Source organism: Jejuibacter sp. L23, assembly GCF_050815825.1.
GTDB classification, from domain to species: Bacteria; Pseudomonadota; Gammaproteobacteria; order Enterobacterales; family Enterobacteriaceae; genus Jejubacter; species Jejubacter calystegiae.
The window spans coordinates 4,295,076-4,308,475 of record NZ_CP138199.1; the positions used below are offsets into that span (position 1 = coordinate 4,295,076).

Below are 13,400 nucleotides of genomic sequence, written 5' to 3' on the forward strand. Positions count from 1 at the left end.
AAATGAGTAGAAAAGGTAAACATCACTAATGCATCAAATCCTTCCATTAAATAATCATAGCATTTGCATGGTTATTTTTAGATATTTATCCTTAAACATAAAAAGGCTATCACCCATTATTTGACGTTGTTTTATGACCATCAGACAAAAAATTACCAATCGATATAATTCAAATGCGTTATCAATTTGGCGTGTTATTTAACCACACAGTGATACATATATAACGGAAGATAAATAACCTGATAATTAAGTAAGGGATAGAATGAAGGCGAGTGGAGAAAAGTATCTCCATCGTTTTACGGAGGAAACGGGAAGGTTCAGACAGAATCACAAGAAGAAAAATGATGCCAGGAAAAGGGCCCCTGTACGGGGCCCTGTCAATCAGAAGTTCACTTTCACACCCAGCATGGCGCTGGTATCGCTGTAGCCCTTGTCGCCAACCTGCTGGGCCACGTTGCCCCACAGGTTAACCTGTGGGTTAAGCTGACCCTCCACGCCCACTTTAAGCTCGCCGATATTACGCGCACCGGCCTGAGTGACCCGAACACCGTTCATCGTGGCGCCAAAGTCACGAGTGTTGTGGATCCAGTTCGCCTCAACAAACGGCTCGAAGGTCCGCTGCTTACCGTCATCCAGCTTGCTGTGGCCTTTAATAAAGCCGCGCAGGCCAAGCCGGGTCTGAACGTTACCGTCCCCTTCGCTGGAGATCCGGGTACCGTTGACTTCGGTATGGTCGTCGGCTTTTACCCCCATCCAGATAGCCTGCGCCTTCGGCTGGATGTAGAAGCGGGTACGCTCATCACGCTCGCCCAGTTTCCAGGTATAACCGGCTTCCACCGATCCCGTCAGCCCCTTCGACTTATAGCTTTCGCTGCCGATGGATTCACCGCTAACGCTGTTGTTAAACCAGCTGTACTGCAACCAGGTATCCACATAAGCGCCGGTTTTGGTTTCGTTATCCTGCAACCAGGTGCCGTACAGCCCCACGCTGTAGCCGTTAATACTGCCGTCGGCATGATAACCGCTGTGGCTGTTACGGCTGTTGCTCTTCTGGTTGGCATAACCACCCATCACCCCAAGATGGAACCGGTTCTGTCCGTCGCTGCTCCACTGAGCGACATCGCCGCCGAGCTGCATCACATAACGGTTTGCCTGGGTGCTGAGCTGGCCGCTGCTGTCCTTAAAGCGGTTGTGTCCACCGACATTGCGCAGCCACATGCTGGTCACCCGCTTTTCACCGGTCAGAGCATCCACATAGTGGGTTTCCCCCAGACGATCGTGCAGACGGTTAACAAACAGCGTATTGGCCGCCGCGATATTCGCCGTGTAGATCCCGGCTTCCGGACGAACCCAGGGCTCTGGCGTTGGTTCAGGATCCGGGGTCGGTTGCGGATCGGGATCCGGAGTGGGTGTCGGATCCGGATTTGTACCGCTAACCAGATACCAGTTACTGGCATTGCTTCCCGAGCCGCGCACCAGTTGATAGTCGTACGCCCCCGCCACAATACGGCCAGACTGGGTGAATTCACCGGCTGAATTACCGCCGACGCTGATAAGCTCAATGCCGTTCAGGGTCTGCGCGCCGCTGCCTCCCGCGTTGGTGACGCTCACCGCCGAAGTACCGCTGGTGGATCCATCAATAATCATGCGATCGGTCGCGGAATCATCGCCGCCCAGCGCGGTGTTAAAGGCGATAGTCCCACCATTGCCAACATAGTCGCCGCTCACGTGCAGCACATTACCAGGGGTGCCGAAGCCGCTCTGGCCAATGACAATATTGCTGGCGTTAGTCAGGTTTCCGCCCACGGTAAAGGTGGTGGCGCTGCCTGATGTCGCCAGCGCTCTGGTCAGCGGAGAGGTCAGTTCGCCCACCACCAGGGTACCCTGGTTGCTGACATCGCCCGCCGTACCGCCATAACCGCCAAACACGGCGCCGCTGGCGATACTGACCGCAGAGGATGCCAGCGTCACGTCGCTGCCTGCGCTACCCAGCGTCAGAGTGCCGGCGGCAACGTCCGTCTGGCCGGTATACTGCGCAGCGGCCTGTTGCAGTACGACCTGGCCTGCGCCAGCCTTGTGGACATCGCCGCTACCGCTAATGGCATTTGCTATCTGCCAGCGTTCGGCAACATCCAGCGTCAGAGTGCCTTCGTCTGCCACCGCGCCCGTTCCCAGACTGGCCGGAGAAGTGGCGGTAAGCTGACTGTCTGCGGAGATATCAAAACGACCGGCAAAGCGGCTGTTGTCGCCACGTAGAGTGACGTCGCTGCCCTGCTCTGCGGCCACCAGGCCTGCGCCGCTCAGGGCATTAACCAAATCGCCCGCAGCCTGTTTCAGCCTCAGCGTGCCGTCTGCCTGTATACCGCCGCTACCCAGCCCGGAGACATGGTTCAGCGCCGCCTCTGCGCCCGCGTCAATGCGGGTCGCCGCGCTCAGTTCGCTGTTCGCGCCGTTAATCGCCAGCGTGCCGCCGCTCAGAACCAGGTTACCCGCACCGGACAGGGCGCCGTTTACCTCGCCGCCGTTCGCAACGGTTAGCGTTCCGCCGTTCAGCATGGTTTTCGCGCCCGCCTGCGTATTCAGCAGACCGACTCTCTGACTGTGTCCCCCCATATCCACGGCGGTGTCTGCCGCCTGGCGCAGTTCAGCGGTCTGGCCCAGCACGTTGTCGTTTACCATCAACAAATTGCCGCTGCGAACATCGGTTACGCCGGTATAGTCGTTATCCAGATTCGACAACGACAGCGTATTCCCGGCGCCGCTATCCACGGCCAGATCGCCGTCGCCGGTCACCTGGGCGCTAAGATCGGCGCCCGCGCCCTGCAGGCCTGCGGCGCTCAGCGTCAGCGCATCTTCGCCTTTTGTCAGCAACGCCAGCGACTTCAGGCCGTAGTTCACCCAAAGCCCGTCGCTGTTATCGCCACCGGTAAGACGATAATCATAGGTGGCGTTCGCCACGGCCATTCCGTTCTGTTCTACGCTGGCGGTGACCGCATCGCTGATGACGTTACCGTTCTGATCGATAAGGGTCAGGTTGCCGCCGCTGCCCGCAACGGTGCCGGTGCTGCCTGCCAGTTTTAGTCCGATTTGGGCATCGTCCTGCTGCATCAGGCTCAGCGTATTGTCCGGCAACGTCGGCGCATTCAGCACCGGATTCAACATCACCTGCACCTGTCCCCGACCACTGATGTCCAGCAGGTCCGTCGTTTCCACATAGGATTCCGCCACGCCCTTACCCAGGGTATCAGTATCAAAACGGGCGGTACCGCCGTTAAAGGTCAGGCCACCAATGGTCTGGGTGCCTTTGGCAACGGTCGTTATATTGCCGTCGCTGAGCTTCAGCGTGGCTTTCGACAGCGCGCTTGTGTTATCGCCATCCAACAGGAAACGGCTGTCGGCCAGATCCACGGTCCCCGTAAAGCCATCCCCGGCGTTGTTGGCGGTAAATGCAAAAGCGTTATCCGAACTTCCCAGATTCACCTGGACCAGACCGGTGCCCGCCAGATGGCTGGCAAAGTCGACGTTTTTATCCGCCACAATGCCGAGCGTACTACCGGCCTCAATGCTGTAGCCAGTGCCCGCCGCATCATCCTGATTGTCGCCCAGCGCCAGGGATACCTTATTCAGCGTGAACCGGGACTGATTGATCAGGCTGATATTTTCAAAGCCGTTCAGCACGCCATCGGCATTCAGCGCATACTGCGAACCATCCAGCTGCAGCAAATCGCTCCCCGTACCGGCATTCAGCGAAGTGAAAAGCGCGCTGTCGGTATCATCGATATTTTTCAACCGATAGCTGTCATTGCCGCCAAGGGTGAAGACATCGGTGGCCTGACTGCCGTGCTCCAGATTAACGCGGTTTTCCCCGCCTTCCAGATTAACCCTGCCGCGAATAACGCCGCCCTGGGCGTTAGTAAAAGCTATGCCAGAAGAGTCGGATGACGCCTGTACGGCAACCTGATCCGCTGAACGGGCCAGAATAGAACCGCTGTTGAGCATGCTATCCAGTCCGCTACTCTGCAGGTCCACCACAGCCTTTTCCAGTGAGGAAGAGCTCAGGTTGCCGCTTTGTTCAACGCGGCTGGTTGTGCCGCCGATCTCCAGCGCCGCCCCCCCCTGCTCATTATTGATATTAACGCTAACGCCGCTCATCACCGCCCCCCGGGTATTGGTCACCAGACCTTTACCCTGAGCGGAGTTAACATCAATGACCAGATTCTGGGATGCCGAGAGATCGAAGGCGCCATCGGTAGTCGAGCCATCCTTATTCTCAAACAGAATGCCGGTGCCGCTACCGTTAACGGAGATCGCTCCGCTGTTTTCCGAAGCCAGGGTGGAGGCCGTACGGATACCGGCCCCTTTGCCCACGTTAATGGTGGTATCGGTCAACTGAATGCCGGTGATTTCCGCCGTGTTTTCAATTCCGTTGCCGGTACCGTCAGCATCCATCTGGATGGTGGCGCCTTCAACGTTCAGCCCCACTGCGCCGGTATCCAGCAGAATGCCGTTAGCGGTTCCCTTAGCATTCGTGGTTCCCGCGCCGCTCAGCGTCAGAGACGCGCCGTTCCCTACGCGATAGGCCGCCGTGCCATCCGTTGCGGTAACGGTTCCGGTATTGGTGACCGTCGAATCCGGACCTTCAATATCGACGGCGACGCCATTGACGGCGATGGTTTTGCTGTTATCCAGGGTACCGCCATTAACCAGTACGCCAGTACTGTCGGCAGCGCCGGTAAAATCAATGCTCCCCTTATGTTCCAGCGTACCGCCACTCAGCACTTTGTATCCCAGGGCATCTGAAGCGGTATTGTCTGCCGACAGCGTGGCATAGCTGGTCAGAACGGAATCCCCTTTCAGACTCGCATCTTCTTTTGCGTCTTTGTAATCAAAATAGCGACCGTCGACGATACCGGCCGTTGCGCCCGTACCAGAAATGGTAATGTCAGTATCAGCATCGATAGTACCTTTCGCGCCGCCTTCCACGCGCACGCCAGTCGCCCCTTCGGCATGCACCTCCAGCGCCAGACCGCCGGTAGTCAGCGTACTTTGTTCGCCTTTGCTCGTCTGACCCGTAACGCGAATAATAGTTGAATCTTTTCCGGTCGCGCTAAGCGTGGATGTACCAGCGGTATCACCCGTAAAAGTTGCTCCCTTATCAATACGGTATAGCGTAGAGCCCTGCGTAGAGACGACCTGCGACCCCGTAGCGGTATTATTAACCGTAGAGCCGGCGCCGTAGATCAGGTAACCGGTCTGCTCCTGACCAGAGATAAAATTGACGGACCCTTGATCGATAACATTGATGACGCCGCCGTTCTGAGCGTAAACCCCCACGGCGCGATCGCCGTTAAGATTGATATCGCCGGAGATAATCGCCAGGGCGCCGGTCTCCTCAGCCACCACGCCATAGTTCGGATAGCCGCTGGCCGAATCGAAGCCGTTGTTAATATTGATGGTGCCGGTATGGGTCGCCTGACCGCCGCCCAGCACATCGATACCGATGGCGTTTATTCCGTTCAGATTAATTGTGCCGCTATTCACCACCCGGTCGGCGCGCGTGGCATCTTTCTGAACCAGTATCCCGACGTTACGGGCCGCCGAGCCAGAAACAACATTGCCGTTAATATTAATGGTTCCGGCCTGATTCAGAGTGGCGGTGCCGCCAATATCTATCGCAGTCGCATTCTCTACCAGGCTGCCGATGGTAATGGAAGAGTCCTGAGTTGCATTAAATACCGCACTGCCATAAACATGAACGCCAATGGAGTGCTGCCCGATAGCCAGATCCGCCGTATCTTCGGAAACCGAGCGCTGGGCTTCCCGACCAATATAGATCTGGCCGTTATTGGTCACCCGGGTACTGTCCTGAGCCTCCACGCCAATATTGCTTTCGGTGCTTAATATACCTGTCGATTCCTGAGATGCGGCGATATTCAGGTTGCCATCGTTGGTAAAGTCCGCGTGACTGGCGAGAAGCACCCCGGTATTGCCCCTGTAATCGTCTCTTGCCGCGATATTAATCATACCGGTCGCGTTATTCTTAACGACTGCATAACCATCTGCAATAATCGCCGACTGCTGACCGTATGCGACCCCTTCCATTTGCTGCTCACCGAAATAGGCCGCCATCTCCGGGTTGGTACCTGCATCAATTATTCCATTATTTTCAGCCACTGAGGTCTGGTGCGCGGCGATAATATAAGAATTCTGAAGGGGATTTCCGGCGCTGCCTAAAATACCGTTGTTCACCAGGGTAGCGCCATTCTCCAGATTTACCAACGTCGCGGTAGAGTCAACCATCTGGATATTGGCACTGTCGCCAATCGTGACCGCCGCCCCGGCGCCGTCTGCGTGAATAAATGAAACTGCCTTGTCGTTAACGTAACCCCGCACCGCATCATCAGCTGCGATATCCACATCAGCGAAAACCTTATGGATGGTATTATCCCAGGCTTTCATCAGATCTTCGCGATACCCCTTTTCATCAAGGTGGATTTCGCCACTCTGAAGGGCTTTAATAATCGCGCTATTATAGTTCTTAAAATCCTCAAGGTTATTAACTGTCTGTTGGCCAATGACGCTATCAAACGTCCCAGTAAAACTATCAACGGGCATATTTGCCAGCGCTCTGCTGGCATCACTGATATTGTTATTGTTATTTCCCAGAGAGACCACGGTCTTAGAAAGGTAGTTCAGAATCGCTCTGCCGCTGCCGTCAGAGGTGACGTGGAAAGCGGATGAAAGGTTCTGATCTTTCACACTACTTTTTAAGATGGCGCTAAACCGGTTACTGACATCCGTTACCCATGAACTACCGGTACTGCCAACATTAATGTCCAGGCTGGAACCGGTACCGACCACATAAAAATTTTTATCTACATACTGACCATTGGCGCCAGCAGGAAGGGAAACTGCAACGCGAAAATCTTCCCCAGCCTGCTGCTGAAAATCCGCATTATTATAAACGGACATACTCCTGTTCGCGCCGGTTATAGGATCCTTTACATTAATAGATGTCGCCTGAGAGCCAATACGAATAATGTTATAATCGATCCACTTTTCAGTATCAGCGCTAATATATCCCTGTGCCCGCGCTTCACCCAGCGTCATCCACTGATATCCCGGATTCCCACGCTGAACAGCGGAAAAATCGCCGGTCAGAGAATTACTACCATTTTGCATCACCTGAGTGGTGATATTAGTCGGTGAAGTCGGAACAACAGTAAAATCCTGTGCCTGAGCGAACTGTAGCAGTGAAGTCGCAATCAGAGCTGCCAGCGTGCTTAACCGTATAACAGGAGAACCAATCCGGATTTTATCCGTTCCTCCAGTGACCTTGCTGTTTCGACTTCCCAGTTCGGAAACCACATCATAACGCCGAAGATTTCTGTTCCATTTTACTCTAAAGATAGAATTCATTTTCATCCCCTGGATGACACAATATAAGCATCAGCCCCTTAAAATAAAGAAGCTGTGTTAATCCGTTGACTAAACTATTAATCAGGTAGCTAACGCCTTAAAATTCTATAGGTTAAGTTCCTTTTACGATGCTTATATCCTCCTGCCAGCGGGGAAAATGAACGTTATCACCCTCAGACTTTTTCAGGTAACCAATATTTTTTGCATTACAGCGTAATACCATCAACGCATTACAGAAAAAAAGATTTTTGGGGTGAGGACGGGTAAATCCTAATTTCTTCATCAACACATATTTTTTACCATGAACTTTCTTCGTCGGCATATGCAATCGCCGTGCAATAGTCGCAATGCGATCTTGCTCATCAATGATACTATTCATAATCAAAAAATCAGTCGCTGAAAATGAGATCTTACGAGTATAACCAACCTTGATAAATCGACATACCGATGCCCACATTGACTTACACTCGATCCTTTTTGATATATATCCGGTATAAATCGAGCTGTTGCTCATTTCCATAACATCAAAAACATGAAGAACATTTTTTACATTATTCAAAGCCTGGCAAGCTCGCTGTAAAAAAACGTTATTATCTATCGCCACGATGTACAGCAAGATCGGGTAAGAAAGATGCTCAAGATCCTCAATGCAATGATAAACAAACACACTGGCACCCTGGGAGACAAGATAATTCTTTAGGCCCTGGCTATAGAAAACATCATCGGAAATAACTACAATATTCATTGCATTCACCATCCTGGCTATGGCCATTATCAGCAGTAACATATCCGAACCCAGGGCCCCCAGCAAAAGGCGTTTTCAGGAAGCTACCTTCTTTACTGTGGCTTAAGTTCCCTGGTAATTTTCAAATTATCAATGAATACCGTCAATACTGATGACGATACATACCGACACCCACCATAATAAATATCACAAAAGATACCACATATAATTTATTTTTTATTTTCCTTTATGGAGATTCTTATTCACCAGACAAAAATATCAAAGATGTTTTTACCGATAAAGCCGCCCCAATTAATAGCTAATAACTATTGAAACCAAGATATTGATCTATAAATGCGATTGCAAAAATCATAAACAATAAATAATTCCAATAAAAATCATTGCATTACAAAAATATTGTTAACATAGGACATCATAAAAAGAAGGGCATTGAAAAATAAAAAACCGCCATAACCAAAAAGTAATTAGGACATATCACCCCCCTTTTTACAATTCCTGTAAGAATCCGCCTGTTGGATTTATCTTATTAAAAAAGGAAAAATCCTGGACATTTAAAAACAATCCCATGGCAAGATATAACAAGGATTAACCTACAGACATAACATTATTTAATCCTGCCTGGCAAAAAAAACCAAAAACAAGATAACTCTTATTTCATTTAATAAAAAAACAATCAATCAGGCATTAGTTCATAAAATTAAAGGAGAGCAAAGAGCATTCTGAAATGCATACCCGTTTTAGTTCCATGCACTTTTTGAGATTTCCGGTTTTCCAGTCATCGCCGGTACTATTCCGGCGTCAGGTTATTCAGGGATTCATGAGGTCGCTCACTGTTGTATTCCGTCAGCCAGCACTCTGTGAGCTCCCGTGCTTCATTCAGTGTCCTGAACAGATAAAAATCCGGTATCTCTGTCCGGTACGTCCGGTTAAAGCGTTCGATAAAGGCATTCTGCGTCGGTTTACCCGATTTAATAAACTCCAGAATGATCCCATGTTCTTCAGCCCATTGTGCCAACGCCAGCAAGATCAGTTCTGGTCCGTTATCCATCCGCATCTTCAGCGTGTAGCCGCGGTTTGCCACGACCCTGTCCAGCACTCTGCCCCCCGCTATGCCGGAATATTCAGGTCGATTTCTATTGCGAGGGCCTCTCGGTTAAAGTCATCCACCACATTGGAGGTCCGAAATAGCCTGCCACACACCAGTGCATCATGCATAAAATCGACCAGCTCTGATTCAGTGCCTCAGGTGCCGCCAGTGGAGCCGGGTTGCGCATCGAAAGACGTTGTTTTCCCCTGCTTCGAAAATTCAATGTGCCACTACATACTGACGCTAGTTTATAACGGTTGTGAGAAGGAAGCGAAGCTGTCAGGCAACCAGTAGTCTTCATCCCAAGACGGATGTAGAAGACACCGTTACGCTAATAAGGGTAGGTTCTTGAGTTGAGCATGTACTGAGTCCCTGGGTCTGCTCACTACTTCAACAAAGTTAGTCACAGTGTTGGTTACAGTGAGTAAAACTATCGGAAGGCTTTAAGCCGTGTCCCTCAGGATTCAGTAAGTTAGTAGACTTTAAGAATGGTTTTGGAGCGGGCGAAGGGAATCGAACCCTCGTATAGAGCTTGGGAAGCTCTCGTTCTACCATTGAACTACGCCCGCATCGGAAGTGCGTATGGCATTATAGACCTTCCCCACCCTCTGGCAACCCCCGCTGCGTTAAGTGCTGGTATTTTAAGCGAAGGTCAGCACGAAGGCGGCAGATAGCGCTGGGGGTCGATGGCGGTGGCGCGATAGCGAATCTGGAAATGCAGTCCCACCTTGCTGGCGCCGCTGCTGCCCATGGTGGCTATCTGCTGTCCGGCCTTCACCTGCTGGCCTTCGGTCACCAGAATGCGCTCATTATGGCCATAGGCGGTAATGTAATCTTCACCGTGCTTCAGCAGAATCAGGTTGCCGTAGCCGCGCAGGCGATTACCGGCGTAGACCACCTTACCGGCCCCCGCCGCATAGATCGGCGCGCCGCGCTGGCCGCCGATATCAATCCCTTTATTACCGCCCTGAGCGCTGGAGAACGGCAGCGCCACTTTGCCCTGAGCCGGCCAGCGCCAGCAGCGCGAACCCGCCGGCGGCGGCGCAGCCTTCGCCACAGCGCCGCTGGAGGTTTTACGGGGCGTGGCTTTAGCGGTTCGGGTAGATTTCGCCGTCGTAGCACTGCCTTTCAGACGCAGCTTTTGTCCAACGGCCAGGGTATAAGGCGCGGAAAGATTATTCAGGCGAGCCAGCGCCTTAACGCTGCTGCCGCTGCTGTAGGCAATGCGCCACAGGGTATCGCCGCGTTTCACAGTCCAGGTTGGACCGCTATAGCTGCCCTGCTCCGGCAGAGATTTATTCGAAGAACAGGCGGTCAGCAGCAGGCTGAAGCATATGCACAGCATGCTGAAAAATCGGGTGATTACCGGGCGTCCCCTGCTCAAATCTCGTCCTCTCGGGCCTGAATCTTAAACGACCGCTATCTTAGCATCGCCCGATGCCAGAAACAAAAACGCCCTCCGTATCAGGAGGGCGTTTGCGCACGTTATATCAACGCATTACTTCTGCGGACGCATCGCCGGGAACAGAATAACGTCGCGGATGGTGTGGCTGTTGGTAAACAGCATCACCATACGGTCGATACCAATGCCCAGACCGGCGGTCGGCGGCAGGCCGTGCTCCAGCGCGGTCACATAGTCTTCATCGAAGAACATCGCTTCATCGTCGCCCGCATCTTTCGCCGCAACCTGGTCGGCAAAGCGCTGCGCCTGATCTTCAGCGTCATTCAGCTCCGAGAAGCCGTTACCGATTTCGCGGCCGCCAATGAAGAACTCAAAGCGGTCGGTGATTTCCGGATTCTGGTCGTTACGGCGCGCCAGCGGCGAGACTTCGGCCGGGTATTCGGTGATAAAGGTCGGCTGAATCAGATGGCTTTCCGCCACCTCTTCAAAGATCTCGGTCACGGTACGGCCCAGGCCCCAGCTCTTCTCAACCTTGATGCCAATGCTTTCGGCAATCGCTTTCGCTTTATCGAAGTCGTCGAGATCCGCCATCTCCGTTTCCGGACGATACTTTTTGATGGCTTCGCGCATGGTCAGCTTCTCGAACGGCTTACCGAAGTCGAAGGTTTCATCACCGTAGGCGACCTCAGTGGTGCCCAGTACTTCCTGAGCCAGCTGGCGGAACAGCGATTCGGTCAGCTCGATCAGATCTTTGTAGTCCGCGTAGGCCATATAGAGTTCCATCATAGTGAACTCGGGATTATGGCGTACGGAGATACCTTCGTTACGGAAGTTACGGTTGATTTCGAACACCCGCTCGAAACCGCCCACCACCAGACGCTTCAGGTACAGCTCCGGCGCGATACGCAGATACATATCGATATCCAGCGCATTGTGATGAGTCACAAACGGACGCGCGGAAGCGCCGCCCGGAATCACCTGCATCATCGGGGTTTCCACTTCCATAAAGCCGCGGCCCACCATGAACTGGCGAATACCGGACAGGATCTGGGAACGCACCCGGAAGGTGTGACGCGACTCTTCGTTCGCAATCAGGTCCAGATAGCGCTGGCGATAGCGGGTTTCCTGATCCGCCAGGCCGTGGAACTTGTCCGGCAGCGGGCGCAGAGCTTTGGTCAGCAGGCGCAGTTCGCTACAGTGGATAGAAAGTTCGCCGGTTTTGGTTTTAAACAGCTTACCGCGGGCAGCGATAATATCGCCCAGATCCCACTTCTTGAACTGCTCGTTATAAACCCCTTCGTCGAGATCGTCGCGCGCAACGTAAAGCTGAATGCGGCCGCCCATATCCTGCAGCGTGACGAAGGAAGCCTTACCCATGATGCGGCGGGTCATCATACGACCGGCCACGTTCACTTCGATATTCAGGGCTTCCAGCTCTTCGTTCTGTTTTTCGTCGTAGTCACGATGCAGCTGTTCGGAGGTATGGTCGCGGCGGAAATCGTTAGGAAAAGCCACGCCCTGACCGCGCAGCGCAGCCAGCTTTTCGCGACGATTTTGTAGTTCGTTATTAAGCTCGGCCGCCGCTTCAGTGCCCTGAGGCTGTTGTTCTGACATAGTGGTTTTTATAACCCCGCTTTCAAACTTGCTTCAATAAATTTATCCAGAGAGCCGTCCAGCACCGCCTGGGTGTTGCGCGTCTCGACACCGGTACGCAGATCCTTAATGCGCGAATCGTCCAGCACATAGGAGCGGATCTGGCTCCCCCAGCCGATATCAGACTTGGTGTCTTCCATCGCCTGTTTCTCGGCATTCTTCTTCTGCATTTCCAGTTCATAAAGCTTCGCTTTCATCTGCTTCATGGCCTGGTCTTTGTTCTTGTGCTGCGAACGGTCGTTCTGGCACTGCGTCACCAACCCGGTGGGGATGTGGGTGATACGCACCGCCGATTCGGTACGGTTAACGTGCTGACCGCCCGCGCCGGACGCGCGGTAAACGTCGATACGCAAATCCGCCGGATTGATTTCGATATCGATATCGTCATCCACTTCCGGATAGACGAACGCGGAGCTGAACGAGGTGTGACGGCGACCGCCGGAGTCGAACGGGCTCTTACGCACCAGGCGGTGAACCCCGGTTTCGGTACGCAGCCAGCCGTAGGCGTAATCACCGGCAATGCGGATAGTCGCGGACTTAAGCCCGGCCACTTCACCTTCCGACTCTTCAATGATTTCGGTCTTAAAGCCTTTGTCTTCCGCCCAGCGCAGATACATGCGCAGCAGCATGCTGGCCCAGTCCTGCGCTTCGGTGCCGCCAGAACCGGCCTGGATATCCAGGTAGCAGTCGGCGCTATCGTATTCACCGGAGAACATACGGCGGAACTCCAGCTGACCGAGTTTGGCTTCCAGCTGATCCAGTTCGGCGACGGCTTCATTGAAGGTCTCTTCATCTTCGGCCTCAACGGCCAGTTCCAGTAGACCTTCTACGTCTTCCAGGCCCTGACTCATCTGGTCAAGGGTCTCAACGACCGCCTCCAGAGAAGAGCGCTCTTTACCCAGAGCCTGGGCGCGTTCGGGCTCATTCCAGACGTCCGGCTGTTCCAGCTCGGCGTTTACTTCTTCAAGACGCTCTTTTCTGGCATCGTAGTCAAAGATACCCCCTAAGAACGTCGGCGCGTTCACTGAGGTCCTGGATGCGGTTTTTTACCGGATTAATTTCAAACATGAGTAGTCAGTCTTTTTAGTGGACGG

The 13,400-nt window shown here is 53.1% G+C and carries 5 protein-coding genes, 1 tRNA gene and 2 pseudogenes; all 8 read right to left on the minus strand.

The window, feature by feature from the left end:
- Window positions 1-381 precede the first annotated feature (381 nt).
- The 8 genes and pseudogenes from SCU88_RS20555 to prfB all read right to left on the minus strand — a co-directional run bounded on the left by SCU88_RS20555 (window position 382) and on the right by prfB (window position 13,374).
- The gene (locus SCU88_RS20555) at window positions 382-7,419 is read right to left on the minus strand and encodes an autotransporter outer membrane beta-barrel domain-containing protein (protein WP_175341015.1); all 7,038 of its coding nucleotides are present in this window, start codon (window positions 7,417-7,419) and stop codon (window positions 382-384) included.
- 112 nt (window positions 7,420-7,531) lie between these two features.
- Entirely contained in the window at window positions 7,532-8,164 is a 633-nt protein-coding gene (locus SCU88_RS20560) for a hypothetical protein (RefSeq protein ID WP_175341016.1), read from the minus strand.
- 737 nt (window positions 8,165-8,901) lie between these two features.
- Window positions 8,902-9,486: pseudogene (locus SCU88_RS20565) on the minus strand (integrase core domain-containing protein); the annotation flags it as partial.
- Window positions 9,460-9,564 (minus strand): annotated as a pseudogene (locus SCU88_RS20570) (hypothetical protein); the annotation flags it as partial. The pseudogenes SCU88_RS20565 and SCU88_RS20570, both read right to left, overlap by 27 nt.
- Window positions 9,565-9,746: 182 nt before the next feature.
- Window positions 9,747-9,820: transfer RNA gene (locus SCU88_RS20575), tRNA-Gly, on the minus strand.
- 83 nt (window positions 9,821-9,903) lie between these two features.
- Complete coding sequence (gene actS, locus SCU88_RS20580) at window positions 9,904-10,635, minus strand: amidase activator ActS (RefSeq protein WP_431810050.1); 732 nt, start codon at window positions 10,633-10,635, stop codon at window positions 9,904-9,906.
- A gap of 114 nt (window positions 10,636-10,749) precedes the next feature.
- Window positions 10,750-12,267, minus strand: coding sequence for a lysine--tRNA ligase (gene lysS / locus SCU88_RS20585; protein WP_175341018.1), 1,518 nt, complete (start codon window positions 12,265-12,267; stop codon window positions 10,750-10,752).
- 8 nt (window positions 12,268-12,275) lie between these two features.
- A protein-coding gene (gene prfB, locus SCU88_RS20590; RefSeq protein ID WP_175341019.1) for a peptide chain release factor 2 occupies window positions 12,276-13,374 on the minus strand; the annotation gives its coding sequence in 2 pieces (ribosomal slippage) (window positions 12,276-13,298 and window positions 13,300-13,374; 1,098 coding nt in all).
- Window positions 13,375-13,400: the final 26 nt, after the last annotated feature.